Below are 24,406 nucleotides of genomic sequence, written 5' to 3' on the forward strand. Positions count from 1 at the left end.
GGAGGTGGCGCCACCTCCGCCGTCGGCGAGGCGATCGACAACGGCGGGTTCGAGACCGAAGCGTTGGGCCAGGGGTGTTCCGGGTCGGACACTGTTCATCTGCGGGCGGATCGACAGCATGCTGCCATCGGCGTTGGCGAGGGCGACGACGCGGTCGCTGCCCCAGTCGGGCAGGACCTGTTCGCTGTCCAGTCGCGCCACAAAGGCGCCGACCGTGCCGTCGCGCAGCTGCACCGGGACAGCGAGCACAAGACCGGGGGCACCGTCCTCGGTGATGGATGCAGCCAGACCGGATGGCGCGTCGAGTGCCAGACCGCCGAGCGGCCGCAGATCGGCGCTGCTGCCGGTGTTCGGCAGCGTGCGGCCATCCGGCAGGAGCAGGGCGATGGCACTGACCAGATCCGACTGCGCGATCGCCTCGAGGCGGGTGAGGGCGACTTCCTCGATCCGGTCGACCGGGGCGTCGGCCAAGTCGGCGCTGGCGAAGGACAGGGCGTAGCGCGCCTCGGCGATGCGCGCGCTGACGCGTTCGGCGAGGTAGCCCGCGGCATTGGCCTGGGAGCGTTCCGCCTCGGTCACCAGGGTGGCCCGTTCCTGCTGGATCTTGACCAGGAGGATGCCGCCATAGGCGATGGTGAACAGGATGACGGCCAGGATGATCCAGATGGCGCCGGACTGACGCATGCGGCCCGGTGAACGCGGTTTCGCCTCGGTACTCCCGTAGGGAGCCCGCGAGGCAGAGCCGGACGTCGGGCGCGTATCGAAGCGCATCTGATTCATGGCGCTAAACTACGGTGTGTCGTCTGGTCATGTCGACCAGCGATCATGGTTGCCGGGCCGCATCAGGCGACATCGGCGTCGCCGTCGCTCTCGGCGGCTGCCGCGGCGGCTTTCTGACGGCTTTTGCGGCGCTCCGGACCCTTGTAGGTCGCGGTTTCCGGGTCGGCGCGGCGCCGGTCGGGGCCGAAATAGGACTTGTTGCGGATAAACGGTCGCGGCTCATTGATCACCGCGGCGATCTTGGCGAACATTTCCTTGGCGGTGATGGGCTTGCAGCAGAACTCTGTGACCCCGGCATCGCGCGCCTGCATAACCTTGGACTTCTCCGAATAGGCGCTGAGCATGATGATCGGCACCAGCGGATTGGGACTGTCATCGGCGGTGCGGACCAGACGGACGAAATCGAGCCCGTCGAGGATATCCATCTGGAAGTCGGTGATGATGATGTCGACAGCGTCCGAACGGACCATGTCGAACGCGTCGGCCGGATCCTTGGATTCGAAGATTTGCTTGATACCAAAGCCGTGCAGGATCGTTCTCAAGATCGTCAGCATGTAGCCATTGTCGTCGACAATGAGCAGCTTTACTCGGCTGAGGTCTACCGCCATGGGTCGTTTACCTTGGGCTTACGCGGCTCGATTCGCGCTGAATTTCGGATCGGCGAGCATTTTAAGCGGAACAGGCTTACCGAAATAGTAACCCTGACCATAGGTGATCCCCATAGAGGCCATCAGCTTGGCCTGTTGCTCGGTTTCGATCATCTCGGCGACCGTCTCGGCGCCCAGCTTCTTGCACAGATCTATCATACCTGTCAGCAGGATAGTGTCACGTTCCGAACGCTTCACATTGCGCACATAGGCACCGTCGATCTTGACGATGTCGGCGGGGAAATCGCGCAGATAGTGGAAGCCCGCGGCGCCGGCACCGAAGTCGTCGAGGCAGACCTTGTGGCCGCGCTCGCGGATCTTGTCGAGAATCTTGTTCGCTGCGGTGGTGTTCTTGACCGAGGCCGTTTCGGTCAGCTCGAAGCTAAGGCGCTTGCGGTCGATCTTGAGGTCGGCCAGCAGCTTCAGGAAGCGCTTGCCCCAGTTGATATTGGTCAGCGAGCGCCCGGACAGGTTCACGGCCAGAGCGGGACGGTCATAGTCCTCGCGCAGGAAGGCGGCCGCGATCTCGGTCATCGCATAGTCGATCTCGTAGATGATGCCCGTGCTTTCTGCGAAACCGACGCTCTCCTCGACCGGTTTGCCGCCGGGCAGGCGAAGCAGCAATTCGTAATGGTGCACCTTGCCGGTCTTCAGATCGATGATGGGCTGGGCATAGGGCTCGATCACGCGGCCGGCGATGGTGGTGCGCAATTCCTGCATGCGGCGCTGGGTCTCGGCCATCAGCCGGTCGGCCACTTCGTGCAGGCTGGCAATGTCGAGCACGGCTTCGCTGTCGGCGGCCTCGTTGACGGCATGGATGAAGGCCTGGACGGCGGTGGCCGGGTCGAGGTCGGGGCTGTCCGCGACCGATTCGATGCGGGCCCGGCCCGGGTCGATACTGAAGTCGGCCAAGGTCTGGTCGACCTCCTTGGCCAGCTTGGCCAGATCACACTTGCGGTCGTGGATGAGGGCGGTGCGGCGGCCATCGATCTGGCGGGCCACGCCGGTGGAACCGACGGCATTGGCGCATGAAGCGGCGATGGACTGGAACAGGCGCTCCGCCTGCTCTTCGCCGATCAGGCGCTCGATCTCGTCGTCGCACTCGATACGCATCACCGACATCGCCATCTTGACGCCGGCTTCGCGTGCCTCCGCGATCGATTTCTCGGCGGCCCGTTCGAAGGCCTGGGGATCGAGTTCCTCTGGCTGGTGGGCGCTGTCGAAGGAGAGGGACCAGCACACCTGCTCGTCGTTGCCGAGCGTCCATCCGGACAGCTTGGCGGCCCGCCCGTTGACGGTCACGCGGGACGGGCCGAGGCGGCGGCCCGGGCGCACGCGCTTGCACAGGGCCATGAAGACCGGGCGTGAGGTCCGGTCCAGACGCTGCGCCAGATCCTCGCCCTTGCCCTCCAGCTCGGGCGTTCCCAGTGTCGCAACTGCGCCGGCGGCATAGGAGACCTTGCCATCGCGGTCGGTCTCGATGAGCACATCGGACGACGCAAAGGCGAAGGAAAGGAAGCGGTTGCGCTGTTCAGTCAGGGACATCAGGGTCGCCCAGAAAGCTTCTAGATACTTTGGCTAGCAATGCGCTCTAATCGTTAGGAGCGCTTTAAGAGGATTTTTGAGCCGGTCTGGCTCTCGGATTGCGATCAAGCCGCGTCGCGGGCTTTGCCGGCGCCGGCCGGACCAGGCTGGAGTTCGACCTCGCGCAACACGTCCTTGGCCTGGCGAACCAGCTGGTTCAGGGCTTCCGGCAGGTCGCCTTCCTGTTCGGCAAAATCGCGCAAGCGTTCGGCAAAGCCGAGAAGGCGCACGCTGTTCGCGATAAGACGGGCTTGAGTTTCAATGCGTTGCGGGTCGCGATCGTATTCCGCGGCCGGCACGCGCCAGCCGCCCCAGTCCATCGATTCGGTGACCACAACGGGAAAGGTTCCCGGGTGAGGGTGGTGCGCGCACTCGTCTGCCGATTGCCATTTGTTGCGGGCCCGGAGCACGCGCCATTCGCCGCCCTCGACGGCCGATGCCTGCTCGGCCGACAGCTCGTCGGCGACGAAGTCGCGGCCCAGACCGCAGTCATAATATATTCGTACGGGTTCCTCGACGTCCTTCACCCAGTGCGGCTTGACCTGCTCGATCAGGGCCCATGTTCCCACCGGCCGCACGTAGACGCGCTGGTGCTTGTGAAAAATTGCCTTTGCCATCGGGGTCTCCCTCTTCATCCGACAGTCAATCACGACAGGATTGAAAGTCGGTGAACGGGGTAGTGGCATTTTGAAACGGGTCGGCGGCGCCGGATCAGGCCTTGCCTGAGCCCGGTGGGATCGACGCTTTCACGGGCCGCAGGGTGTCGGCGCGGGCGGCGATGAACATGCCGGCCAGCATCAGGGGTACGAAGACCAGCGTGCCCGGAGCGGCCATCGGCAGCGCGGTCAGGGCCGGGCCGGGGCAGAAGCCGGCCAGCCCCCAGCCGAGGCCGAACAGGGCGGCGCCGGAGATCAGGCGGGCATCCAGGTCCTTGCGGGTCGGCCACTGGAACGTGTTGGCAAACAGGGGGCGGCGGGCCGAACGGCGCAACAGGAAGAAGCCGGGTGCGGTGACCGCGATGGCGCCACCCATGACGAAGGCGAGGCTGGGGTCCCACGTGCCGAAGATGTCCAGGAAGTTGAGGACCTTGGCGGGATTGGCCATGCCGGAAATGATGAGGCCGAAACCGAAGAGCAGGCCGGCGGCCAGAACGAGAAGGTGTTTCATCAAAGCACTCCTAGGCGCTGATCAGGTGTCGTTGCACGAGGACGGTGAGGATGGCGGTGAGCATGAAGACGGCGGTGGCGACCAGCGAACGAGCTGAGCCGCGCGAGATACCGCACACGCCATGGCCGGAGGTGCAGCCATTACCGAACACCGAGCCGAAGCCGACCAGCAGGCCGGCCACGGCCATCAGGGGCAGGTTGTCGGACACGGTCTGCTGCGGCCACTGGCCGGTCACCAGCAGGCCGATCGGGGCGGCGAGGAGAAGGCCGACCAGGAAGGTCAGGGACAGGCTGCGGTCGCTGGGTCCGCAATCGCTCTTGAGGAGGCGCGAGGTCAGGCCGCTGATCCCCGCGATACGGCCGGTGCCGGCCATCAGCAGGACAGCGCTGAGGCCGATCATCAGGCCGCCTATGAGCGACAGGAAGGGCGTGAATTCGGTGGGCATACTGGTTCTCCGGTCCGGCATCGCACCGGAGACCCGGGCGATTCTGCGTTTCCCCTAATATGTGCATATATGCATAAATATCAATATACGAAACACGGCGGGTGCGAACGGGCGAATTGGCAGATCGGGCCGGGCACGCTATGTGGCGCCCATGACTGCACCCGAGACCCCCGACCGCCGCCTCTCAGTGGCTCCGATGATGGACTGGACCGACCGGCATTGCCGGGCCTTCCATCGTGTGCTGACGCGGCGGGCCCTGTTGTACACCGAAATGGCCGTTGACCAGGCGGTGATCCATGGCGAACGCGAGCGCCTGATCGGGTTTCGCGCCGAGGAGCATCCGGTGGCCATCCAGCTTGGCGGGTCGGACCCGGCGGACCTGGCCAAGGCGGCCGGCATTGCCGAGGCGTTCGGCTATTGCGAGGTCAATCTCAATGTGGGCTGCCCCTCCGACCGGGTCCAGTCAGGCCGTTTCGGGGCCTGCCTGATGCGCGAGCCGGAGCTGGTTGCCGATTGCGTCAAGGCGATGCAGAACGCGGTCGAGGTCCCGGTGACGGTGAAGTGCCGGATCGGTGTCGATGACCAGGACCCAAAGGCGGCGCTGTTCGGTTTCGTCGAGATGGTGGCGGAGGCCGGTGTGACGAGTTTCGCCGTGCATGCGCGCAAGGCCTGGCTCAAGGGGCTGAGCCCGAAGGAAAACCGCACCATTCCACCTCTCGATTACGCCCTCGTGCACCAGCTCAAGACAGAGCGCCCCGAGCTCGAGATCATTCTCAATGGGGGCCTAGAGGACATCGCGCACGGGCTGGAGGCGAGCGCCGGTCTGGACGGCATGATGATCGGCCGCGCGGCTTACCACACGCCCTGGATCCTGGCCGAGGCGGACAGCCGGGTGTTCGGCGGCGAAGACCCGGTGGCCAGCCGCCTCGACGCCATCGACGCCTTCCGACCCTACATCTCCGACCAGCTGGCTCGCGGTGCCCGCCTGCACGACATCACGCGCCACATGTTGGGTCTGTTTGCCGGCCAGCCGGGCGCCCGCCACTGGCGCCGGGTGCTGTCCGAACGCGCCCCCCGCAAGGGGGCCGGGCTGGAGGTCGTCGACGCGGCCCTCGACGAAGTCGTCAGCCGCGGCGAGGCGGCCTGATGGCCGATATTGCTGTCCTGGTTCTGGCCATGGCGGCGACCGGGGCGCTGGCCGGCCTGATCGCCGGCCTGTTCGGCATTGGCGGCGGCGTCGTCATGGTGCCGGCCATGTATTACGCCTTCACCTCACTGGGCTATGAGGGCGACCGCATCATGCATGTCGCGGTCGGAACCTCGCTGGCCGTCATTGTGGCCACCTCGCTGCGCTCGGTCAGCGCGCACGCCAAGCATGACGCGGTGGATTTCGCCGTCCTGCGGGCCTGGGTGCCGTGGATCGTCACCGGCACGCTGATCGGCTCGGTGGTGGCGCACCTGGTGCCGGGCCGCGTGCTGACCGGCCTGTTCGGCGGCATGGCGCTGGTCCTGTCGCTGCAATTCTTCTTCGGCCGTCCCGACTGGCGCTTGCGCGACGAGCTGCCGGGCGGGCTGGCGCGCGTCGGCCTGGGCAATTTGATCGGCCTGCTGTCGGCGCTGATGGGGATTGGCGGCGGCGTCTTCGGGGTGACGCTGATGACCCTGTGCGGCAAGACCATCCACCGCGCCGTGGCCACGGCGGCCGTGTTCGGTGTCGCCATCGGCGTGCCGGGCGCGCTCGGCTTCATCGCCAATGGCTGGGGCCAGCAGGACGTGCCCTGGTCGCTGGGCTATGTGAACGGGCCGGGCTTTGCCCTGCTGGCCGGCAGCGCCTTCTTCGTCGCCCCGGTCGGCGCCCGGCTGGCCCACCGCCTGCCCGAGCGCAAGCTCAAGCGCTTCTTTGCCGTCGGCCTGATCGTCGTCGGCGTAATGCTGATCCGCGAGGCGTGGTTGGGCGGCCAGGCCTAGGAGCGAAGGATCAGCTGGTCACGGCGAATCTCGATCGATTCGAAGCGTTCCAGAACACTCATTCCGAGCAGGGACTGGTCACCGCCGGTGAGCACGTGGGCGGGGACATTGTCGAAGCGCCGGCCGGCCAGGTTGAGCGAGCGTATGGTGACCGGGGCGGCGCGCGACAGCCCGGCTGCGGTCCGCGTCTGCAGCGAATAGTCCAGCCGGTCGGTGCGGATGCCGGCCTGGCGCGCATCCTCCAGGCTGAGGGCGACGCCAGTGGCACCGGTGTCGACCAGGAAGGTGATGACGGCGCCGTTGATGTCGGCGTCGATGTAGAAGTGGCCGTCGAACTTCCGGTCCAGCACGATGGACCCGTCGCTGAGACGCGTGGCATCGCCGAAAGTGAATGTGGCCGCCGACAGGTCGGGCGCGGCGCCCCAGACCTGCTGGTAGCGCCAGTCCGCATGGTCCTTGTCGAGAATGATGACACCGCCGATCGAGGCCGCCACGGCCCCCCAGGCGACGAGATTGCGGTGGGGGGTGCGGTCCGGAGCCAAGGCGGCGGCAACCAGGGCCAGGCCCAGCAGGGCCAGGACCAGACCGATGAAGGTCAGACGGGTGACCGGTGGCAGGGTGGTCCACCAGGCGTCGGTTATGAAGCGCAGGCCGAGCCCGAGCAGGGCCAGGATCAGCAGCGGCAGGGCGGCCCGGCCGAGAATCGCTCTCATGTCGGTTTCCCCCCGGTCTTGCGGCTGGCCTGGAAGGCCGCCTCGCGGGACGGCAGCTCGGCCATGATGGTGTCGCGCTCGGCGTCGCTGTAATGCGTCCAGCGCCCCAGCTCGGTCATGGTGCGAAAGCAGCCGACGCAGATTTGCGCTTTCGGATCAACGAAGCAAACCTGGACACAGGGCGTTTTGACGGGTGTTCGAACCATGCGGTCCAGCATTCCGGCTGCTGCGCGTTGTGGCAAGCGCTTGCCGCCGCGGGGGGCGGCGGAATATGGTCCCGCCTTTCCGGTGCCGGGGGACGAAATGGACGACATCCTGCTGCAGCTGCGCAGCTTTGTGGGCCTGTTTGCCCTGGCCGGCCTGGCCTGGCTGCTGGGACCGCGCAAATCGGTGCCGGTCAAGTTGCTACTGGGCGCCATCGGCCTGCAATTGCTGATCGCCTGGCTGCTCTACACCCTGGCCCCGTTCCGCGCCTTCCTGGAATCGCTGACCGGCGTGGTCGCGGTGCTGCAGGAAGTGACCAATGAAGGCGCGCAGTTCGTGTTCGGCTATCTGGCCGGCTCGCCAGCGCCCTTCGAGATCAATCCGGACACCGCCGGCGGCCTGTTCATCTTCGCCTTCCAGGCCCTGCCCATGGTCATCGTCCTGTCGGCCCTGTCGGCCCTGCTGTGGCGCTGGCGTATCCTGGAATTCCTCGTGCGCGGCTTTGCCGCTGCCTTCCGCCGCCTGCTCAACCTGTCCGGCTCGGCCAGCCTCGGTGCGGCCGCCAACATCTTCCTCGGCATGACGGAAAGTCCGGTGCTGATCCGGCCGCGCCTGCCGGACATGACGCGGGCCGACCTGTTCCTGATCATGACGGTCGGATTCTCGACCGTCGCCGGCTCGGTGATGGCGCTGTATGTCAGCCAGCTCTCCGGCGTCATCGACGGCGCCGCCGGGCATATCTTCACCGCCTCGCTGATCTCGGTGCCGGCCGCGGTGCTGCTGTCGCGCCTGATGATGCCGGCCGAGCCGGTGCCCGAGGCCGAGCTGGCCAAGGAGAAGGTGACGCAGAACATCTATCACTCGTCCATGGACGCGCTGACCACCGGTGTCTCGGACGGCATGCGCCTCTATTTCAACATCATTTTCATGCTGCTCGTGTTCACCGCCCTGGTGGCGCTGGTCAACGTGCTGCTGGGCACGCTGCCGGAGATGTTCGGGGCGCCGCTTTCGGTGGACCGCATCCTCGGCTGGCTGTTCGCGCCGATCGTCTGGCTGGCCGGCATCCCGTGGGGCGAGGCGACCCAGGCGGGCTCGCTGATGGGTCTGAAGACGGCGCTCAACGAGGTCTATGCCTATGACCGTCTGGCCCAGGTCGGCGACGAGCTGAGCCCGCGCACCGGCCTGATCATGACCTATGCGCTGTGCGGCTTCGCCAATTTCTCCTCCGTCGGCATCCTCACCGGCGGCCTGGTGGCGATCGCCCCGACGCGGCGGGCGGACATTCTGGAGCTGGCGCCCAAGGCGCTGATCTCCGGTACGCTTGCCACCCTGATGACCGGCGCGGCCGTGGGCGCGCTTCCGGGCGGGGTGTTCGGGCTCTAGGGGCCGACAACTGCAGAGCGCTCACGCACGGGCTTCGAAATCGCTCCGTCCTGACCTAATCTCCCCTGCAACGGTGTCCCGAGGGAGAGGACACCCCCGCTGATTGGGGAGTTTCATGAGATATCTAATCGCAACCGGCGCCGCGCTGGCGGTGACGCTGCCGGCCTGGGCCCAGGACGAGCGTCCGCTGGAAATCGCCGACCTGTTCGAACTGCAATCGGTGAGCTCGGCCGAAATCTCGCCGGACGGCGCGCGTGTCGCCTACACCGTCTCCACGCCACGCAATGTGGTTGAGGGCGAAGATGACGGCACTTCGATGCGTGAGCTGTTCATTGCCGGGGCTGCCAATGAGGGCACCCGTTTCATCGGCAGTGAGCATTCCATCGGCAGCGTGGGCTGGCATCCGGCCGGCCATGCCGTGACCTTCCTGAGCCGGCGCGGCGATGACGACCACACCGCGCTCTACGAGATCGGCCTGGGCGGCGGCGAGGCGCGTCGCGTGTTCGAACACGATGCCGGCATTTCCAGCTATGCCTTCGCCGCTGACGGCACGCTCTACATCCTCGCCCAGGAAGAGGCCGACCCGATGGTCGAGGAGCTCGCAGATCGCGGCTTCCGGGCCCGGGTCTACGAGGAAGACGAGGAATTCACCCATGTCTGGCGGGTCGGCCTGCACAGCGAGGGCGGCGAGGCCACGCGGCTCGACCTGCCGGGTCATGCCAGCGACATGGCGATTGCGCCGAACGGCCGCATGTTGGCCGTCACCCTGGCGCCAACGGCGCTGGTCGACGACGCCATGATGAGCCAGCGCTGGCACATCGTCGATGCCGGTGACGGCTCGGTCGAGGCGGTGATCGAGACGCCGGGCAAGACCGGCGGCGGTGTTTTCTCGCCGGACGGGGAGAGCTTTGCCTTCCTGGCCGCGGTCGACCGGGCCGACTCGATTGCCGGCACGCTGCACATCGCCGACGTCGACAGTGGCGACTTCACGATCATTGCCGGCGATGCCGAGCAGCACGTGCAGGCCTTCGACTGGACGGCGGACGGAAACCTGGTCGCCCTGGTGCACGCCAGCACGGCCAGCGGCATCGTCACCTATGCGCCGGACGGCAGCGAGATCAGCCGCGACATGCATGATGGCATCGTCGCGCACTCCCTGTCCTACAGCGCCGACTCGGGCCGCATGGCCATGGTCGCGGACGCGGCCGAGCATCCGAACGAGCTCTACGTGGCCGAGGCCGGCGGTGCGGCGCAGCGCTGGACCACGCACAATGAGTGGCTCGACGACATCGCCTTCGGCGAACAGCGGGTGATCCGCTATGCCGCGCGGGACGGGGTCGAGATTGAGGGCGTGCTGATCACGCCGCGCGGCCGCGCCCCGGAGGGCGGCTGGCCGCTGATCATGACCGTGCACGGTGGTCCGGAAGGCAATGACACCAATGGCTGGATGACCGGCTACAGCCGGCCGGGCCACATCGCCGCCGGACGCGGCATGGCCGTGCTCTACCCGAACTACCGGGGCTCGACGGGTCGCGGGGCTGACTTCATCCGCCTCGACCATGCCGACGCGCCGGGTGACGAGTTCCACGATTTGCTCGACGGCATCGACTACCTCGTCGAGGAAGGCCTGGTGAACCGCGACAAGGTGGGCATTACCGGCGGCTCCTATGGCGGCTTCGCCTCGGCCTGGGGCGCCACCATCGCCTCCGAGCATTTCGCGGCCTCGGTGCCCTTCGTGGCGCTGACGGACCTGATCTCCTTTCACGGGACGACGGAAATCCCCGTGGAGATGGTCGACGTTCACTTCGTGACCAACCCGTGGGATGACTGGCAGATGTACCTGGAGAAAAGCCCCAGCTACAACGCCGCCGGCTCGACCACGCCGACCCTGATCATGCACGGCGAGGCGGACACGCGGGTCGACCCGTCGCAATCCTTCATCCTGTACCGCTACCTCAAGCAGACCGGCGACGCGCCGGTGCGCCTGGTGCTGTATCCGGGCGAGGGCCATGGCAACCGCATGGCGGCGGCCCAGTTCGACTATGCCCACCGCCAGCTCAACTGGCTGGAGCATTACCTGACCGGCCCGGGCGGCGAACCGCCGGCGGCCGATCTGGATTGGGAGACGCTGCTCGATCTGGAAGACTGATTGAAGCGGTGAAGCGGATCAGGGCCGTCCCGATGGGGCGGCCCTTTTTCGTGGGTGTGTCTGGAGAGGGTTTTTGTGCTGCGGGCGCTATCCTGAGAGGGCGGTGTCTTCCCCCTCATCCGGCCCTTCGGGCCACCTTCTCCCCGGGGAGAAGGGGTTTGCTCCGCGCTGACCGGTTGTTTTGCTTGTCTCACCATCGTCATCCCGCGGTCGCCGCGTAGTGGCGGTCCGGGGGACCTCACCCAACAGGCCAGCCGCGATCACCTCGCTCTTTCCGTCGCCTTGTTAGCTGAGGTCCCCCGGATGCCGCTTTGCGGCACCGTGGGATGACGGAAAGTGGGGAGCTGGATTCGCTTTGCATCGGAGCAATAAAAGCGGGCCGTGTCGCGCCCGCACCACCCCATTCAACGCCTGACTGAGGCCCGCTGGCTGGCATGCGATTGTTGTTTCTCCGCTGGGCGCGATGCCTGAAGGCGATCTGGTTGGTTATTTGTCACCACCTATTGCCTTCGTAACACGGAGTAGGTCCCGGTTACTCAATGATTGTCCGAGCCTCAGTTCTCACTAGTACGCGGCTGGTCCCGTCTCGACCAAGTATCAAGATTGACATTAGTGCCCCATCGACAAAGCCATAAAGTACAGACGTGTCGGACCGGCAACCGACACATTCCAAGGTGTAGTTTGCAGGTGAGACCGCGTGCGTCACGTAATAGACCCCCACCCCTTCGATTTGCATTCCGCATCTTTCGGTCCGCTCAATGCAGCTTCTGTCTAGATATGTACTGACTAATAGATCAATATCAAATGGGATGTAGATCGGAATCAAAGTATTGAAACAGATTTCAAGTTGGTCGGAGGGGCATGGATTGTATGGAAATGACCGGTCTTCCTCAAGAAGGCTTATTTCCCCGTACTGAAACAGAAGGCCGCCATTGGCAACATCTCGGAACCAAAGCCTATCATCTTTGGGGGGGCAACCCGACAAAATTAATGCCAATAGAATAATTGCAGGTGCGAGTTTAAATGATCGGGTATATTTCATTGAAAGTTACCATTGTCCCGTGGTTAAGTCGGTATTAGTTCACTACTTGTCGTTTTCCTCTTCTAATCCCCCCGCCGCGGGAACAGCCGCGATCTCAACCAGCCCAACGTCGAATTCCGCGCCAGCTGATCGCGATACGCCTGGTCGAAGAAGCGCTCCAATGCCGGCGTCCCGTCGAACAGGTCGAGGCGGGTTTTCATGGGGGTTCCGGGGTCGAGGCGTTTGATTTCGCGGGCGGGGTTGCCGGCCATGACGGCGTGGGCGGGGACGTCGCGGGTAATGACGGCGCGGGCGCCGATGACGGCGTGGTGGCCGATGGTGACGCCCTTGCCGATGAAGGCGCCATCACCAATCCAGACATTCTTGCCGATGCGCACGGGCTTGAAGGGCGGGGCCGGGTCGACGCGGTTGTAGAGGCCGTGCCAGTCGCAATCGCTGATGACCACGCCATGGGCGATCAGGGCGGCGTCGCCGATGGTGATCTCGCCAGCGGCGAGGAGGCGGGTGCCGCCGGACAGGAAGACGGCGTCGCCGAGGGTGATCGTGCCGGGGCGTTCCTGCGGCGACCACACGGTCAGGCGGACAGGGGTGGCACGGTTGGCGACGACGTGCAGGTGGTGGCCGGCGGTGATGTTGGGGCCGAACACCTCGACATGCCAGGGCTGGACGATCTTGGGCTTGCGGCCTATGGCGTCGAAGTGCGGCAGCAGGAAGTGGCGGGCCCAGCGGTTCTCGAAGCGCTCCCAGAGGGCGTGCATCCAGTAGGGGCGGTGATCGCGGCGCATGGGACCTCTGGCGGAGACGGCCCGAACGGCCTAAAGGGAGGACATGACCGATAGCGCACAAAACGATCCCGTCGAAGAGGCCATCCTGAAATTGGTGGCCGCATGTCCACAAGGCCGCTCGATCGCGCCCGCCGATGCGGCGCGTGCCGTCGACGCGGAACGCCACAAGCGCAAATTCGGCCATGTCCGGCAGGCCGCCATCCGGCTGGCCAAGCAGGGCAAGGTGGTGATCCTGCGCAAGGGCAAGCCGGTCGAGGATCCCGACACGTTCAAGGGTGTCTACCGGATTGGCCGCCCCGGATATTGATACGCTGCTGCGCGACATCCGGGCTTGCCGGGTGTGCGCAGGAAAACTGCCCCACGAGCCGCGCCCGGTCATCCAGGCCAGCAAAACGGCGCGTGTCCTGATTGTCGGCCAGGCGCCCGGCACCAGGGTGCACAAGTCCGGCCAGCCTTTCACCGATCCGTCCGGCGACCGCCTGCGCGATTGGCTCGGGATCGGGCCGGACGTGTTCTACGACGCCGCGAAAGTGGCCATTTCCCCTATGGGCTACTGTTTTCCCGGGCTCGACGCCACCGGGGGCGATTTGCCGCCGCGCAAGGAGTGCGCGCCGCTCTGGCAGTCGGCGGTGCGCGAGCAGCTGCCACAGCTCGGCCTCACCCTGCTGGTCGGACTGTACGCCCAGAAATTCCATCTCGCTTCGCGCATGCACAAGACGATGACCGAGACGGTCCGGCACGCGGCCGACTACGGTCCGGACTTTCTCCCGCTGCCGCATCCGTCCTGGCGCAATAATGCCTGGCTCAAGCGCAATCCTTGGTTCGCCTCGGAAATCCTGCCGATGCTGCGCTGCCGCATAAAAGAATTGTTAGGTTGAAGGCCAATCGGGCTGTCTTCCAACGCTTGTGCGCGGCTGCCTGAGCGGGTATCTCGACGCCCGATCCTGCAGCCCTCGCGGCTGCCCCTGCAAAACAAGGTAATGACCGTCATGAGCGTTTTCGAGCACGCGTCCTATGACAATCATGAGCGCATCCTGTTCGCCACGGATGAAGCCACCGGCCTGAAGGCGATCATCGGTGTGCACTCGACGGCGAGCGGTCCGGCCTGCGGCGGGTGTCGCATGTGGACGTATGCGGACTCCAACGCGGCCCTCAATGACGTGCTGCGCCTGTCCCAGGGCATGAGCTACAAGAACATCATGGCGGACCTGCCGATCGGTGGCGGCAAGTCGGTGATCATGAAGCCGGAAGGCGATTTCGACCGGCGCGCCCTGTTCGAGGCCTTCGGTCGCGCGGTGGAAAGCCTGGGTGGCCTGTACATCACGGCTGAAGATGTCGGCGTGTCGCCGGACGACATGATGGCGGTCCGCGCCTCGACCAAGCACGTGGTCGGTCTGCCGGAAGGCGAAGACGCCTCGGGTGACCCGTCACCGGTCACCGCCGAGGGCGTGTTCCGCGGCATCCGCGTGTGCGTTGAAAAGGGCCTGGGCAAGTCGAGCCTGGAAGGCGTCAAGATCGCCGTCCAGGGCGCGGCCGGCCATGTCGGTGCCTATCTGTGCGGTCACCTCGCCAAGGCGGGCGCCGAGCTCTTCATCACTGATATCAACCAGGCCGGCATGGAGAAGATCCGGGACGAGCACGGCGCCACCATTGTCGGCCTCGACGAGATCTACGACCAGGACGTCGACGTGTTCGCGCCGTGCGCCCTGGGCTCGGTGATCAACCCGGAGACCATTGACCGGATCAAGGCCAAGATCATTGCCGGTGCCGCCAACAACCAGCTGGCCACCCGCGACATGGGCGAAGCCATCCTCAAGCGCGGCAAGATCTATGCGCCGGATTATGTGCTCAATGCCGGCGGCATCATCAATGTGATGGGCGAGATCGCCGGCGACTTCAATCCTGAATGGGTCAAGGGCAAGTTGATCGGTCTGGAAAAGACCCTGGGCGAAATCCTCGACCAGTCGGAAAACGAGGGCCGTCCGTCCAACATCATCGCCGACGAGATCGCCCGTGCCCGGATCGAGGAGAAGCGCGCCGCGAAGTAGGCGCGCTGGTGCTGACCGAATGAAAAAACCCCCGTCGAAACCGGCGGGGGTTTTTGCTGTCCGGTGGGTCGGCTTTGTCTCGGTCTCAACGGGTCTGCGGCGCCTTTTTGCTGTTCCCCGCGAGTTGCAGGAAGAGCGCCGCGAAGGCGGCCAGGTAGATCAGGTTGTTGGCCATGCCCAGGGTAAACAGGGTCATGTCCGGCTCGCCGACGAGGGCCTGCCGGAAGAGCGTGTACATGACGGCCATACCGGTGAATACGAGGATGGCGGGGACCACACCCCAGGCTTTCGACACGCCGCGGTCCCGCAGGCGTCGTGTCACCGCCGCCGCCAGCGACGCCACTGTCAGGGCCGAGACCAGCGCCATGCCGCGCATGAGACCGGAAAACAGCGGCAGGACATCGGCTGGGGCGTCCGGAGGAGTGAGGAAGGCCTGGACCATGAATTCAGTCATTTGCGGGATCATGGCCAGCATCGACCCGAAATAGCCCAACAGCAGGATCAGCCCAGCAAAGGGCCAGAAACGGTCCCGGCTGTCGCGCCCGCGAAAATTGGTCAGATTGGCAAAATTGTATTTGAGATCACTGAGTACGGACATTGTCTTGGTTCCCCTTCGCCGAGCCTAAAACGGCCGAAGCGGGGCTGACAATGGCTAACCCGCCACCACGGTGGTGAAGACCGGATCCAGCACCACGCAGACTTGATCGCCCTCGCCAATCGGTGAGGGCGATTGTGCATGCGCGGTCCACAGGCGCTCGTCGTGGCCCTGGAAACTGATCACAAGATGCGTCCCCGCGGAGCGGCGGCGGGTCACGGTGAAAGAGCCGTCCGTGTCGGCCGACAAGCTGAGGCCGCGCGGGCGGATCAGGATGTCGACCTTGTCGCCGTCTTTGAAGCCCGGTGTTTCAACGGCACCGAACGGCGTTTCGGCCCGGCCGCCCGCGACCCGGGTGCTGACCATTTCCACATCACCAAGCAGGCGCGCCGCGACGGCGCTGCCCGGATGCATCCACACGTCTTCCGGCAGGCCGGTCTGGATGATGCGGCCCTGGTCCATGAGGGCCAGTTCGTCGGCCACGGCCATGGCCTCGTCGGAGTCGTGGGTGACCATGAGGGCCGTCGTGCCGGCGGCGCGCAACACGTCGACAGTGCGGTCGCGCAGTTCACCGCGCAGGCGTCGGTCGAGACCGGAAAAGGGCTCGTCGAGGAGGACCACGGCGGGTTCGGGAGCGAGCGCGCGGGCAAGGGCCACGCGCTGCTGCTCGCCACCGGACAATTCGTGTGGGTAGGCCCTGGCCTTGTGGGCCAGCTCGGCGGCTTCCAGCTGGGCCATGGCGCGCGTCCTGGCGTCACTGCCGCTCAGGCCGAAGGCGACATTCGCGAGGGCGGACAGGTGCGGGAAGAGGGCGTAGTCCTGGAACACCATGCCGACCTTGCGGCGTTCCGGTGGCAGATGGGTGCGCCGGTCGCTCCACACGGTATGGCCAAGGGCGATGGTGCCGCCGTCGAGGCGCTCAAGGCCGGCAATGGCGCGCAACAGTGTGGACTTGCCGCTGCCCGAGGGGCCGAGCAGGGCGGTGATGCGGCCGGCATGCAGGTCCAGGCTGGCGCCGTTTAGCGCGACATGGGCGGAATTGTAGCGCCGTTCCGCACCCTGGATGCTCAATATGGTTGCACGCTCGCTCATCTTGCCTCCCCGGCCTCCTGCCGTCGCGACAGGTAGCGGGCCACGAAGACCATGGGAAGCAGGGCGACCAGTGTGATCAGGAGCGAAGGCAGGGCGGCCTCGCCGAGGCGTTCGTCGCTGGCGTAGTTGTGGGCAATGATGGCCAGGGTGTCGAAGTTGAACGGGCGCAGGATCATTGTGGCCGGCAATTCCTTGAGCACTTCGACGAAGACCAGCAGGCCGGCGGACGAGACCCCGGCGGCGATGAGCGGCCAGTGGATGCGGCGCACGGTTTCGGCACGGCTGGCGCCCAGGGTGCGGGCGGCGCCGTCGAGGGCGGGTGTGACGCGCATCAGGGCGGCTTCCGCCGGGCTGATGGCGGCGGCGGCGAAGCGCGACAGATAGGCGAAGACGAGGGCTGCGGCACTGCCGGTCAGCAGGACCGGAAAGACCGCTCCGGTGAGGCGCTGCCAGGCCGGGTCGAGCATGGCCTGGGTGCCTGACAGGATGGCGATCACGCCGACCGCGGCGACGGCGCCCGGTACGGCGTAGCCGAGGCCGGCGGCCCGCGCGGCGAGCACGGCGACCGGCGTCCGGGTGCGCAGGGCGTAGGCGGTCGCCAGGCCGAGCAGGGCGGCCAGGACGGCGCTGACGGCCGCCAGGAGGAAGCTGTGCCAGCTCGCCGCCATGAGGCCACTGGCAGCGTCGGTGCGCAGGGCCAGGAAGCCGAGGCGCAACATCGGAACGGCGAGACCGAGCATGAGAGGCAGGGCGGCGAGGACAGGCGCCAGGATGGCCCAGATGCCGCGCAGCTCGTGGCGCGGCGACGGCTTGTGGCGGCCGGCGGCGTTGACACTGCGACCGCGCCGGCGCTGGGCCCGTTCGAGGCCGAAGACGATGATGGCAATGGCGACCAGGACCACCGACAGGCGGGCCGCGTCAACCAGCGATCCGGCCCCGCTCCAGGCACGGATCAGGCCGATCGACAGGGTTGGCGCGCCCAGATGTGAAACCGTGCCGTAATCGGCCAGGCTTTCCATGATGACCAAGGCCACTCCGGAGGCGATGGCCGGACGGGCCATCGGCAAGGAGGTGCGCAGGAAGGCGGACACCGGACCGGCGCCGAGTGTGCGGGCGGCATTGTAGGCATCCGCAGACTGGCCCGAGAAGGTGTCACGGGCGAGCAGATAGACATAGGGGTAGAGGACAAGGGCGAACATCATGCCGGCGCCCCAGGCCCCGCGTATGGTCGGGAAAACGCCGTTTGTCGCCGTGTGCAGCGCGCCGCCGGCCTGGCTGAGGTCGAGCCAGGCGTAGGCTGCGACATAGGCGGGGATGGCCAGCGGCAGGATGAGGATCCAGCTGAGCGCCGCACGGCCGGGAAACTCGGTGCGGGCGATGAGCCAGCCGAGCCCGGTGCCGATCAGGCCGGCACCAAGCGCGCCGACCAGCGCCACCACGGCCGAATTGAGCAGGTAGGCGGGCAGGCGGGTGGAGGCGAGATGGCGCAGGTAATCACCACTCTCGCCGCTGACCGCCATCCAGGCGACGGCAAACACCGGGGCAGCGCAGATCAGCGCCGCCAGGATGGCCAGGGCCGTCGCGCGGTCCGGCAGCCAGCGGGATCGCTGTCGTGTGCTCACGCCACTGTGCTCACCGGCTCACGCCTCGCCAATCACTGCCAGCCGACGCGGTCGAAGATGCGCTGGGCGGTGGCGTTGTGATCGCCCAGTTCGGAGACGTTCAGCTTGTCCTCCGAGAAGGGCAGCATGTCGGCCAGTACCGGATTCTCCCAGGCGGCATCGGTGACCGGGATCTCATTGCTCATCTCGGCGAACAGGCGCTGGGTTTCCGGCTCCAGGAGGAAGGCGATGAAGGCCCGGGCCTCATCCGGATGCGGGGCATTGGCGGCAACGCCGGCGCCCGACACGTTGATGTGGGTGCCGCGGCCGTCCTGGTCCGGGAAGACCAGGCGGACGGCATTGGCGGCGGCCTGGTCGGCAGCTTCGTCGGAGGCCGCCATCATGGCGTAGTAATAGTGGTTGACGATGGCGATGTCGCAATCGCCGGCGGCAACGCCGTGGATCTGCGTGCGGTCACCGCCCTGCGGCGGGCGCGCCATGTTGGCGACGATGGCGCCGGCCCAGGCTTCCGCCGCCGCTTCGCCTTCATGGGCGATGATCGAGGCCAGAAGCGACTGGTTGTAGGCATTGCCCGAGCCACGCACGCAGATGCGGTCATCCCAGCGCGGGTCGGCAAGGTCGGCGTAGCTGGTGATGCTGCCCGGCTCCACGCGGTCGTTCGATACGGCGATGACCCGGGCACGCTTGGCGAAGGACACCCAATAGCCGTCCGGATCGATCAGGTTGCCGTTGATCGTATTGCCGAGGTTGGAGAAGTCGGACGCGGCGAACAGGCCGGCCTCCTCGGCGCGGTGCAGGCGGGCGGCATCGACTGTGATGATGACATCCGCAGGGCTGCGGGCCCCGTCGGCGCGGATACGCTCGATGAGCTGGTCGCCGCCGGCCTCGATCAGATTGACCTCGATACCTGTGGCATCCGTAAAGGCGGCGTAGACCGCGGCGTCACTGGGATAATGGCGCGCGCTGTAGATATTGACCTCGCGCGGTTCGGCATTGGCTGGTGCGGCCGGGCTCTCCGTCGTTTCGGTCGGCGTCGGAGCGGGCTGCGAGCACGCAGTCAGGACAAGGGCGAGGGCGGAAGCAAGGCAAGGTACGGATTTCATGGCACACCTGATCTCGGGTTTGTGGCCGCACCTGTGTCATTTTTGAGAATGTTTCGCAAGCCGTGAATTCAGATTCACGCAGGCAGAGGCGGGCGCGAATCGTCGCACCGGGCCCGAGATCGATCTGAGGAAAACTGGAAATGGTGGGCGATACTGGGATTGAACCAGTGACCCCCTCGGTGTGAACGAGGTGCTCTCCCGCTGAGCTAATCGCCCGGTATTCCGGAAGGCGCTCGTATAAGCACCGCTTTTTCAGGGGTCAACAGGATTGCGTTGTCGACTTGCAGCCGAACGGTTCCGGGGGTGCGACAACTTGCCACGCCAGCTTTCCCTCGTCATATGCGTTCGCTCCATATATCAGCCTCCCCCACGTTGGGAGTGCGGCTTTAGAGCCTGTCCCCGTCAATCATCCGATTGGAAGCAATTCCCGGCCCGGGGACAGCTCCGGCCGAGTTAGAGGATTTGTCATGTCTAACGACCTTTGCACACCGGAAGGTGCCCGTCGTCTCAAAGCGCGCATCGAAGCCTATTGGGCCGAGCGCGGCTACGACGTTTCTGTTGATCTCGTCGACGCCGGCTTCATGCCGGCCATGCGCTCTGCGCGCACCGACGTGCGTTCCAACCTCGTCAACGGCATGCCGACCCGGCCGGCCAACGACACGGGTCGCGAGCGCCGTACCGCCTGATCAGGCGCGAGAGGATGCAGGCGCCTGCCACACACTGGCAAGCGTGCGCGGTACATCCGAGAATGCATGAATAACCCGGTCGGCTCCCAGCGAGTCGGCCGGGTTTTCACTGTAGCCATAGCTCATCACGATGCAGGGCAGGCCGGCGGCACGCGCCGACTCGACATCCGGCAGGCTGTCGCCCACCAGGGCCGCGCGGGCATAGCCACGGCCCAGGGCATCGTGCAGGTGATCCGCCGCCGGCTTCTTGGCCGCCGTGCGTTCGGGCCCGATGATACGGGCAAAATACCCCTCAAGACCCAGTTGCGACAGAAGCAGGTCGGCCAGGACCGATGGCTTGTTGGTGCACACTGACAGGACGGCCCCGCGTTCGCACATCCAGGCCAGGGTCGGTTCAACTCCGGCAAAGGGCAGGCTGCGCGCCGCCACGTCGTCGCGATAGATGTCGATGAAGCGCTCGACGAGCTGGTCCGTCAGCCCTGCCTCGAGCGGGCGCTCATGACGGGCAAAGGCGCGCTCGATCAGGGCACGGGCGCCGCGCCCGACCATCATGCGGACATCACCGACCGGGATTTCCGGCACGCCGTGCGGCGCGGTCACCGCATTGAGCGCCCGCACCAGGTCGGGCGCTGTGTCGACCAGTGTGCCGTCGAGATCGAAGGCAATGGCGGCGCCGTCAAACAGGGCGGCCTCGGTACTATCCAGCATCAAAACAAGCCTTTCCGCTAGCAACGCGCAGGATGCATGCTTACCTGCCCTCGTGCGATAGGCTATAGCGCCGTCATCGCAGCCTGCCGATTCTGTGACGCAGGGCGTCTCTCAACGAAGAGAGGCCCGCAGAGACAAGGAAGCCCTCATGCCTCACTCGCGCGCCGCCATCATCCTAGCTGCCGGCCAGGGCACGAGGATGAAGTCCAAGACGGTGAAAGTGCTGCACCCGGTGGGCGGCCGGCCGATGCTGGACTGGGCGGTGGACCTGGCCGAGCAGACCGGCGCGACCAGCAAGGTAACGGTGTATGGCGCGCATTCGCCGGCGGTGAAGGACGCGGCCGAGGCACTGGGCTGCCGGACCGCGCTGCAGGATCCGCCGCTGGGCACCGGGCACGCCGTTCTGGCGGCCCGCGAGGCGGTGGGAGCTGACAGCGACCAGGCCATTGTGCTGTATGCCGATACGCCGCTGATCCGGCCGGAGACGGTGGAGCGCGTCTTTGCAGCCCTGGACGACGGTGCGGCGGTGGCGGTGCTGGGCTTTGAACCGGACGACCCGGCTGCCTATGGCCGCCTCATCGTCAATGCCGAGGGCGACCTCGAGCGGATCGTCGAATTCAAGGATGCCTCGGCGGACGAGCGGGCGGTAAAGCTGGTCAATTCCGGCGTCCTGGCAGCACGCACCGACCTGCTTTTCGACCTGCTGGGCGAGGTCGGCAACGATAATGCCAACGGAGAATACTATCTGACCGACATTATCGGTCTGGCCCGCGCCCGCGGTCTCCGGGCGGCGGTGGTGACCGGCGAGACGGAAGAGATGCTGGGCGTCAATTCGCGTCAGGACCTGGCTGCCGCCGAGGCCGCCTTCCAGACCCGCCGCCGGAACGAACTGATGGGCGACGGGGTGACGTTGCAGGCTCCCGAGACCGTGTTCCTGTCACACGATACGCTGATTGCCCGGGACGTCGTGGTCGAGCCCCATGTGGTGTTCGGGCCGGGGGTCACGGTGGAAGAGGACGTGGTGATCCACGCTTTCTCCCATCTGGAAGGCGCGCATGTGAAAGCCGGCGCTTCAGTGGGGCCGTTTGCCCGATTGCGCCCCGGGGCGGAACTGGGCGCAGGATCGAAGGTCGGAAATTTCGTCGAGATCAAGAAGACCCGGCTGGGCGAGGGCGCCAAGGTGTCTCACCTGACCTATCTGGGTGATGCCGAGATCGGTGCCGGGGCCAATATCGGAGCCGGGACCATCACCTGCAATTACGACGGCTATGACAAGCACAGAACGGTGATCGGGGCCGGGGCCTTCATCGGCTCCAATACCTGCCTGGTGGCGCCGGTGACGGTGGGCGAGGGCGCCTTCACGGCGACCGGCACGGTGGTGACCCGTGATGTCGAACCCGACGCGCTGGTGCTGGGTCGTGCCCGCCAGGTGTCGAAGTCGGGCTGGGCCAACAGTTTCCGGACCCGCAAGCAGGCCGCCAAGGCCGAAAAGGAATGAGCGAGATGAGTGCCAAGGACCGCCTGACCGATCCGTCGCTGTGGCGGACGGACAGTTTCGTGGATGGCGAGTGGATGGGCGCCGAAAAGCGCTTTGCCGTGACCAACCCGGCCAATGACGCTCATCTAGCCGACATCGCCGACGTCGGGGCTGCCGGCGCTCGCACCGCCATAGCAGCCGCCAGCAAGGCGTTCGAAAGCTGGAAGACCGTGTCGCCGTTCGAGCGCGCCAAGATTCTGATGCGCTGGCATGCGCTGATCCTGGAGAATGCGGCCGACCTGGCCACCCTGATCACGCTGGAAATGGGCAAGGTCCACCGCGAGGCCCATGGCGAGGTGGTGTACGGGGCCAGCTTCGTCGAATGGTCGGCGGAAGAGGCCAAGCGCATTCACGGCGAAACGCTGGCGACGCCCTTCCCGGGCACGCGCGGCTGGACCATCCGCCAGCCGGTCGGGGTGGTCGGGTGCATCACGCCGTGGAACTTCCCGGTTGCCATGATCACCCGCAAGTGCGCTCCGGCGATGGCGGCGGGCTGCACCATCGTGGTCAAGCCGGCCGAGGACACGCCGCTGTCGGCGCTGGCCCTGGCCGAGCTGGCGAAGCGCGCCGGAATCCCCGACGGCGTGTTCAACGTCGTGTGTGGCGAGCCGACCGAGATCGGTCCGGAACTGACCGGCGCCGACGCGGTCCGCATGGTCGGTTTCACCGGCTCGACGGAAGTCGGCAAGCTGCTCATGGGGCAGGCCGCCAAGGGGGTGAAGCGCGTGGCCCTGGAGCTGGGTGGCAATGCGCCTTTCATCATCATGGACGATGCCGATGTCGAGGCTGCGGCGGATGGCGTTGTGGCGTCGAAATTCCGCGCTGCCGGGCAGACCTGCGTGTCGGCCAACCGGATCATCGTCCAGCCCGGTATTGCCGACGCGCTGAGCGCGGCGCTGGAAGCGCGGATCGCCAGGCTCAAGGTCGGCGACGGATTCGAGAAAGGCGTCGAAGTTGGCCCGCTGATCCACCGCGAGGCGGTACGCCGCATTGCCGGTCTGGTCGAGCGGACGCGTGACCAGGGCGCCCGGATCGTGGCCGGTGGCCGCTCGCTCGAGGACGAGCTGGGCGGGGCCTTCTATGCGCCAACCCTGATCGAGGGCGCGGCGGCGGATCACGACATTGCCTGTGGCGAAATTTTCGGGCCGGTGGCCTCGCTCTACCGGATCGAGGACGAGGCCGAGATCATCCGTTTCGCCAACGCCACGCCGTATGGGCTGGCGGCCTATGTCTACACGCGCGATATCAACCGGGTGCACCGGCTGTCGGAAGGCGTCGAATTCGGTATGGTGGGCGTCAATGCGCCGATGGTCGGCTCGGCCTCGACCCCGTTCGGCGGCATGAAGCAGTCGGGCATTGGTCGCGAAGGCGGCAAATGGGGCGTGGAGGAGTTCACCGAGCTCAAATACGTCCTGCTGGGAGGGGTGGATTCATGAGTGCCGATCGTCAGAAGGCTCACGCCGCAGCGGCCGCTCTCGACTATGTCGAAAGCGGCATGACCCTGGGCCTCGGCTCCGGCTCGACCGCCGAGATTTTCCTCCGCCTGCTGGGCGAGAAGATCAAGGACGGGCTCGATGTGCGGGGCGTGGCCACGTCGCAGCGCACCGCCCAGGTGGCGCGCGAGAACGGCGTGCCGCTGATCGAGGTCGATCATGTCGACCGGTTGTCAGTGACCATTGACGGGGCCGACGAGGTCGACGGCCAGTTCCGCCTGATCAAGGGCGGCGGTGGCTGCCTGCTGCGCGAGAAGATCATCGCCGCGGCTTCCGACCTGATGGTGGTCATGGTCGACGAGAGCAAGCTGGTCTCCTCGCTTGGCAAGTTCCCGCTGCCGGTCGAGGTCGATCCGTTCGGCTTCTCGATTACGGCGCGGCAGATCTACCAGGCGCTTTCCAAGGCCGGGGTGATGCGGCCGGACGTGCAGCTCCGCCGCAAGGGCGACGGGCTGGAACCATACCTCACCGACGGCGGGCATTTCATTCTCGATTGTGCCTGTGTGAACCTGCCCGACCCGAATGCGGCCGACGCGCTGTTGCGCCACATCCCCGGCGTGGTCGAGCACGGCCTTTTCATCGACATCGCCCGGGTGGTGATTGTCGGCGAGGACAATGAAGCGCGGGTGATGGAATTGTAAGCGAGGGGGTAGCG

General features: G+C 66.1%; 24 protein-coding genes, 1 tRNA gene and 1 pseudogene. 11 read left to right on the forward strand and 15 right to left on the reverse strand.

Annotation, left to right across the window (positions count from 1 at the left end; translation table 11 throughout):
* The 6 genes and pseudogenes from ACXYMR_RS06820 to ACXYMR_RS06845 form a co-directional block, all read right to left on the reverse strand.
* Positions 1–780, reverse strand: a pseudogene (locus tag ACXYMR_RS06820) (PAS domain-containing sensor histidine kinase); the annotation flags it as partial.
* Between the two features lie 62 nt (positions 781–842).
* Positions 843–1,388 carry a response regulator gene (locus tag ACXYMR_RS06825; protein ID WP_458942039.1) on the reverse strand — a complete coding sequence of 182 codons (546 nt, stop codon included), beginning with the start codon at positions 1,386–1,388 and terminating at the stop codon, positions 843–845.
* 18 nt (positions 1,389–1,406) lie between these two features.
* Positions 1,407–2,972 carry an EAL domain-containing protein gene (locus tag ACXYMR_RS06830; protein WP_458942040.1) on the reverse strand — a complete coding sequence of 522 codons (1,566 nt, stop codon included), beginning with the start codon at positions 2,970–2,972 and terminating at the stop codon, positions 1,407–1,409.
* 104 nt (positions 2,973–3,076) lie between these two features.
* Positions 3,077–3,628, reverse strand: a complete 552-nt coding sequence (locus ACXYMR_RS06835) for a hypothetical protein (protein WP_458942041.1) — start codon at positions 3,626–3,628, stop codon at positions 3,077–3,079.
* Positions 3,629–3,722: 94 nt separating this feature from the next.
* A complete protein-coding gene (locus ACXYMR_RS06840) occupies positions 3,723–4,178 on the reverse strand; it encodes a DUF6691 family protein (RefSeq protein WP_458942042.1) in 456 nt (151 codons plus the stop codon).
* Between the two features lie 10 nt (positions 4,179–4,188).
* Positions 4,189–4,623 carry a YeeE/YedE family protein gene (locus ACXYMR_RS06845; RefSeq protein ID WP_458942043.1) on the reverse strand — a complete coding sequence of 145 codons (435 nt, stop codon included), beginning with the start codon at positions 4,621–4,623 and terminating at the stop codon, positions 4,189–4,191.
* A gap of 151 nt (positions 4,624–4,774) precedes the next feature.
* Between ACXYMR_RS06845 and dusA the strand changes: the two genes are divergently transcribed.
* Together dusA and ACXYMR_RS06855 are read left to right on the forward strand one after the other, a co-directional pair.
* Positions 4,775–5,770 (forward strand): tRNA dihydrouridine(20/20a) synthase DusA, encoded by a 996-nt coding sequence (gene dusA / locus ACXYMR_RS06850; protein WP_458942044.1) that lies wholly within the window; start codon positions 4,775–4,777, stop codon positions 5,768–5,770.
* Entirely contained in the window at positions 5,770–6,591 is an 822-nt protein-coding gene (locus tag ACXYMR_RS06855; RefSeq protein WP_458942045.1) for a sulfite exporter TauE/SafE family protein, read from the forward strand. Before dusA ends, ACXYMR_RS06855 begins: the two co-directional genes overlap by 1 nt.
* Here ACXYMR_RS06855 and ACXYMR_RS06860 read toward each other — a convergent pair.
* Together ACXYMR_RS06860 and ACXYMR_RS06865 are read right to left on the reverse strand one after the other, a co-directional pair.
* Entirely contained in the window at positions 6,588–7,304 is a 717-nt protein-coding gene (locus ACXYMR_RS06860; RefSeq protein WP_458942046.1) for a retropepsin-like aspartic protease family protein, read from the reverse strand. The two genes, ACXYMR_RS06855 and ACXYMR_RS06860, sit on opposite strands and share 4 nt — an antisense overlap.
* Complete coding sequence (locus ACXYMR_RS06865; protein ID WP_458942047.1) at positions 7,301–7,510, reverse strand: DUF1289 domain-containing protein; 210 nt, start codon at positions 7,508–7,510, stop codon at positions 7,301–7,303. The genes ACXYMR_RS06860 and ACXYMR_RS06865 overlap by 4 nt, the downstream gene beginning before the upstream one ends.
* Positions 7,511–7,607: 97 nt before the next feature.
* Here ACXYMR_RS06865 and ACXYMR_RS06870 point away from each other — a divergent pair, with 97 nt between their 5' ends.
* Positions 7,608–8,891 carry a NupC/NupG family nucleoside CNT transporter gene (locus ACXYMR_RS06870; protein WP_458942048.1) on the forward strand — a complete coding sequence of 428 codons (1,284 nt, stop codon included), beginning with the start codon at positions 7,608–7,610 and terminating at the stop codon, positions 8,889–8,891.
* Positions 8,892–9,006: 115 nt separating this feature from the next.
* Positions 9,007–11,040 carry a S9 family peptidase gene (locus ACXYMR_RS06875; protein ID WP_458942049.1) on the forward strand — a complete coding sequence of 678 codons (2,034 nt, stop codon included), beginning with the start codon at positions 9,007–9,009 and terminating at the stop codon, positions 11,038–11,040.
* A 1,104-nt stretch (positions 11,041–12,144) separates the two neighbouring features.
* Here the strand turns inward: ACXYMR_RS06875 and ACXYMR_RS06880 are convergent.
* Positions 12,145–12,867, reverse strand: a complete 723-nt coding sequence (locus ACXYMR_RS06880) for an acyltransferase (protein ID WP_458942050.1) — start codon at positions 12,865–12,867, stop codon at positions 12,145–12,147.
* A gap of 43 nt (positions 12,868–12,910) precedes the next feature.
* Between ACXYMR_RS06880 and ACXYMR_RS06885 the strand changes: the two genes are divergently transcribed.
* The 3 genes from ACXYMR_RS06885 (at position 12,911) to ACXYMR_RS06895 (ending at position 14,915) form a co-directional block, all read left to right on the forward strand.
* Positions 12,911–13,174 carry a DUF3253 domain-containing protein gene (locus ACXYMR_RS06885; protein ID WP_458942051.1) on the forward strand — a complete coding sequence of 88 codons (264 nt, stop codon included), beginning with the start codon at positions 12,911–12,913 and terminating at the stop codon, positions 13,172–13,174.
* The gene (locus ACXYMR_RS06890; protein ID WP_458942052.1) at positions 13,155–13,745 is read left to right on the forward strand and encodes a uracil-DNA glycosylase family protein; all 591 of its coding nucleotides are present in this window, start codon (positions 13,155–13,157) and stop codon (positions 13,743–13,745) included. Before ACXYMR_RS06885 ends, ACXYMR_RS06890 begins: the two co-directional genes overlap by 20 nt.
* Before the next feature lie 111 nt (positions 13,746–13,856).
* Positions 13,857–14,915 carry a Leu/Phe/Val dehydrogenase gene (locus tag ACXYMR_RS06895; protein ID WP_458942053.1) on the forward strand — a complete coding sequence of 353 codons (1,059 nt, stop codon included), beginning with the start codon at positions 13,857–13,859 and terminating at the stop codon, positions 14,913–14,915.
* A gap of 85 nt (positions 14,916–15,000) precedes the next feature.
* Here ACXYMR_RS06895 and ACXYMR_RS06900 read toward each other — a convergent pair whose 3' ends face one another.
* From ACXYMR_RS06900 to ACXYMR_RS06920, 5 genes are all read right to left on the reverse strand, one after another.
* Positions 15,001–15,513: a DUF805 domain-containing protein gene (locus ACXYMR_RS06900; protein WP_458942054.1), complete on the reverse strand. Its 513-nt coding sequence runs from the start codon at positions 15,511–15,513 to the stop codon at positions 15,001–15,003.
* A 54-nt stretch (positions 15,514–15,567) separates the two neighbouring features.
* The gene (locus ACXYMR_RS06905; RefSeq protein ID WP_458942055.1) at positions 15,568–16,602 is read right to left on the reverse strand and encodes an ABC transporter ATP-binding protein; all 1,035 of its coding nucleotides are present in this window, start codon (positions 16,600–16,602) and stop codon (positions 15,568–15,570) included.
* Positions 16,599–18,224 carry an ABC transporter permease gene (locus ACXYMR_RS06910; RefSeq protein ID WP_458942056.1) on the reverse strand — a complete coding sequence of 542 codons (1,626 nt, stop codon included), beginning with the start codon at positions 18,222–18,224 and terminating at the stop codon, positions 16,599–16,601. Before ACXYMR_RS06910 ends, ACXYMR_RS06905 begins: the two co-directional genes overlap by 4 nt.
* A 32-nt stretch (positions 18,225–18,256) precedes the next feature.
* Entirely contained in the window at positions 18,257–19,327 is a 1,071-nt protein-coding gene (locus tag ACXYMR_RS06915) for an extracellular solute-binding protein (RefSeq protein ID WP_458942057.1), read from the reverse strand.
* A 141-nt stretch (positions 19,328–19,468) separates the two neighbouring features.
* Positions 19,469–19,543, reverse strand: a tRNA-Val gene (locus ACXYMR_RS06920).
* A gap of 251 nt (positions 19,544–19,794) precedes the next feature.
* Between ACXYMR_RS06920 and ACXYMR_RS06925 the strand changes: the two genes are divergently transcribed.
* On the forward strand, positions 19,795–20,013 hold the full coding sequence (locus ACXYMR_RS06925) for a phosphoglycolate phosphatase (RefSeq protein ID WP_138513255.1): 219 nt from the start codon (positions 19,795–19,797) through the stop codon (positions 20,011–20,013).
* On the opposite strand, the gene ACXYMR_RS06930 is transcribed toward ACXYMR_RS06925, so the two are convergent.
* A complete protein-coding gene (locus ACXYMR_RS06930; RefSeq protein WP_458942058.1) occupies positions 20,014–20,721 on the reverse strand; it encodes an HAD hydrolase-like protein in 708 nt (235 codons plus the stop codon).
* 148 nt (positions 20,722–20,869) lie between these two features.
* On the opposite strand from ACXYMR_RS06930, the gene glmU reads away from it, so the two are divergent.
* Genes glmU through rpiA form a run of 3 tightly spaced genes read left to right on the forward strand, consistent with a single transcriptional unit; the run spans position 20,870 to position 24,392 of the window.
* On the forward strand, positions 20,870–22,219 hold the full coding sequence (gene glmU, locus ACXYMR_RS06935; protein WP_458942059.1) for a bifunctional UDP-N-acetylglucosamine diphosphorylase/glucosamine-1-phosphate N-acetyltransferase GlmU: 1,350 nt from the start codon (positions 20,870–20,872) through the stop codon (positions 22,217–22,219).
* A gap of 5 nt (positions 22,220–22,224) precedes the next feature.
* Positions 22,225–23,694, forward strand: coding sequence for an NAD-dependent succinate-semialdehyde dehydrogenase (locus ACXYMR_RS06940; protein ID WP_458942517.1), 1,470 nt, complete (start codon positions 22,225–22,227; stop codon positions 23,692–23,694).
* Positions 23,691–24,392 (forward strand): ribose-5-phosphate isomerase RpiA, encoded by a 702-nt coding sequence (gene rpiA, locus ACXYMR_RS06945; protein ID WP_458942060.1) that lies wholly within the window; start codon positions 23,691–23,693, stop codon positions 24,390–24,392. Before ACXYMR_RS06940 ends, rpiA begins: the two co-directional genes overlap by 4 nt.
* Positions 24,393–24,406 lie beyond the last annotated feature (14 nt).

It is taken from the genome of Maricaulis sp. CAU 1757 (assembly GCF_054482675.1).

What these genes read in the sequence shown, in the direction of transcription:
- ACXYMR_RS06925 (WP_138513255.1), top strand. Translation starts at nt 19,795, where the DNA reads ATGTCTAACGACCTTTGCACACCGGAAGGTGCCCGTCGTCTCAAAGCG.
- ACXYMR_RS06930 (WP_458942058.1), bottom strand. Translation starts at nt 20,721, where the DNA reads ATGCTGGATAGTACCGAGGCCGCCCTGTTTGACGGCGCCGCCATTGCC.
- ACXYMR_RS06900 (WP_458942054.1), bottom strand. Translation starts at nt 15,513, where the DNA reads ATGTCCGTACTCAGTGATCTCAAATACAATTTTGCCAATCTGACCAAT.
- ACXYMR_RS06825 (WP_458942039.1), bottom strand. Translation starts at nt 1,388, where the DNA reads ATGGCGGTAGACCTCAGCCGAGTAAAGCTGCTCATTGTCGACGACAAT.
- ACXYMR_RS06845 (WP_458942043.1), bottom strand. Translation starts at nt 4,623, where the DNA reads ATGCCCACCGAATTCACGCCCTTCCTGTCGCTCATAGGCGGCCTGATG.
- ACXYMR_RS06885 (WP_458942051.1), top strand. Translation starts at nt 12,911, where the DNA reads ATGACCGATAGCGCACAAAACGATCCCGTCGAAGAGGCCATCCTGAAA.
- ACXYMR_RS06915 (WP_458942057.1), bottom strand. Translation starts at nt 19,327, where the DNA reads ATGAAATCCGTACCTTGCCTTGCTTCCGCCCTCGCCCTTGTCCTGACT.
- ACXYMR_RS06940 (WP_458942517.1), top strand. Translation starts at nt 22,225, where the DNA reads ATGAGTGCCAAGGACCGCCTGACCGATCCGTCGCTGTGGCGGACGGAC.
- ACXYMR_RS06870 (WP_458942048.1), top strand. Translation starts at nt 7,608, where the DNA reads ATGGACGACATCCTGCTGCAGCTGCGCAGCTTTGTGGGCCTGTTTGCC.
- ACXYMR_RS06830 (WP_458942040.1), bottom strand. Translation starts at nt 2,972, where the DNA reads ATGTCCCTGACTGAACAGCGCAACCGCTTCCTTTCCTTCGCCTTTGCG.
- dusA (WP_458942044.1), top strand. Translation starts at nt 4,775, where the DNA reads ATGACTGCACCCGAGACCCCCGACCGCCGCCTCTCAGTGGCTCCGATG.
- ACXYMR_RS06855 (WP_458942045.1), top strand. Translation starts at nt 5,770, where the DNA reads ATGGCCGATATTGCTGTCCTGGTTCTGGCCATGGCGGCGACCGGGGCG.
- ACXYMR_RS06840 (WP_458942042.1), bottom strand. Translation starts at nt 4,178, where the DNA reads ATGAAACACCTTCTCGTTCTGGCCGCCGGCCTGCTCTTCGGTTTCGGC.
- glmU (WP_458942059.1), top strand. Translation starts at nt 20,870, where the DNA reads ATGCCTCACTCGCGCGCCGCCATCATCCTAGCTGCCGGCCAGGGCACG.
- ACXYMR_RS06835 (WP_458942041.1), bottom strand. Translation starts at nt 3,628, where the DNA reads ATGGCAAAGGCAATTTTTCACAAGCACCAGCGCGTCTACGTGCGGCCG.
- ACXYMR_RS06895 (WP_458942053.1), top strand. Translation starts at nt 13,857, where the DNA reads ATGAGCGTTTTCGAGCACGCGTCCTATGACAATCATGAGCGCATCCTG.
- ACXYMR_RS06905 (WP_458942055.1), bottom strand. Translation starts at nt 16,602, where the DNA reads ATGAGCGAGCGTGCAACCATATTGAGCATCCAGGGTGCGGAACGGCGC.
- ACXYMR_RS06860 (WP_458942046.1), bottom strand. Translation starts at nt 7,304, where the DNA reads ATGAGAGCGATTCTCGGCCGGGCCGCCCTGCCGCTGCTGATCCTGGCC.
- ACXYMR_RS06865 (WP_458942047.1), bottom strand. Translation starts at nt 7,510, where the DNA reads ATGGTTCGAACACCCGTCAAAACGCCCTGTGTCCAGGTTTGCTTCGTT.
- ACXYMR_RS06880 (WP_458942050.1), bottom strand. Translation starts at nt 12,867, where the DNA reads ATGCGCCGCGATCACCGCCCCTACTGGATGCACGCCCTCTGGGAGCGC.
- ACXYMR_RS06875 (WP_458942049.1), top strand. Translation starts at nt 9,007, where the DNA reads ATGAGATATCTAATCGCAACCGGCGCCGCGCTGGCGGTGACGCTGCCG.
- rpiA (WP_458942060.1), top strand. Translation starts at nt 23,691, where the DNA reads ATGAGTGCCGATCGTCAGAAGGCTCACGCCGCAGCGGCCGCTCTCGAC.